The 273-nt window shown below is 52.7% G+C and carries 1 protein-coding gene; it reads left to right on the top strand.

Features of this window, described 5'->3' with window-relative positions; all coding sequences use genetic code 11:
• On the top strand, positions 1-273 hold a 273-nt coding region (locus tag OC445_RS26980; RefSeq protein WP_262020463.1), incomplete at both ends, for an immunoglobulin-like domain-containing protein.

Genomic DNA, 273 nt, shown 5'->3' with positions numbered 1-273 from the left:
GCGGCAATATCGTCTATACCGCCAGCCTTGTGGATAAGAACGGCGCGCCGGTGACTAACATCACTAACCCGTTGACCGTCACTTTGGATAACGGTCAGACCATTACTATCGGTGTTAACCAATCCAGCGGCACCGTTACCACCGTGGCGCCAGACGATATTTATAAAGGCGATCAGACCGTCACCGCTGCTATCAAGGGTGTGACCGGCGGCGAGCATTTTGAAAATCTGGTTCCAGGTACTACCCCAGTTAACACGACCGTTACCGATACAC

The sequence above is a fragment of the Pseudomonas sp. Pse35 genome (assembly GCF_024519715.1).
Lineage (GTDB): Bacteria > Pseudomonadota > Gammaproteobacteria > Pseudomonadales > Pseudomonadaceae > Aquipseudomonas > Aquipseudomonas paracarnis.
This window is presented reverse-complemented; position numbering and strand designations above follow the sequence as displayed.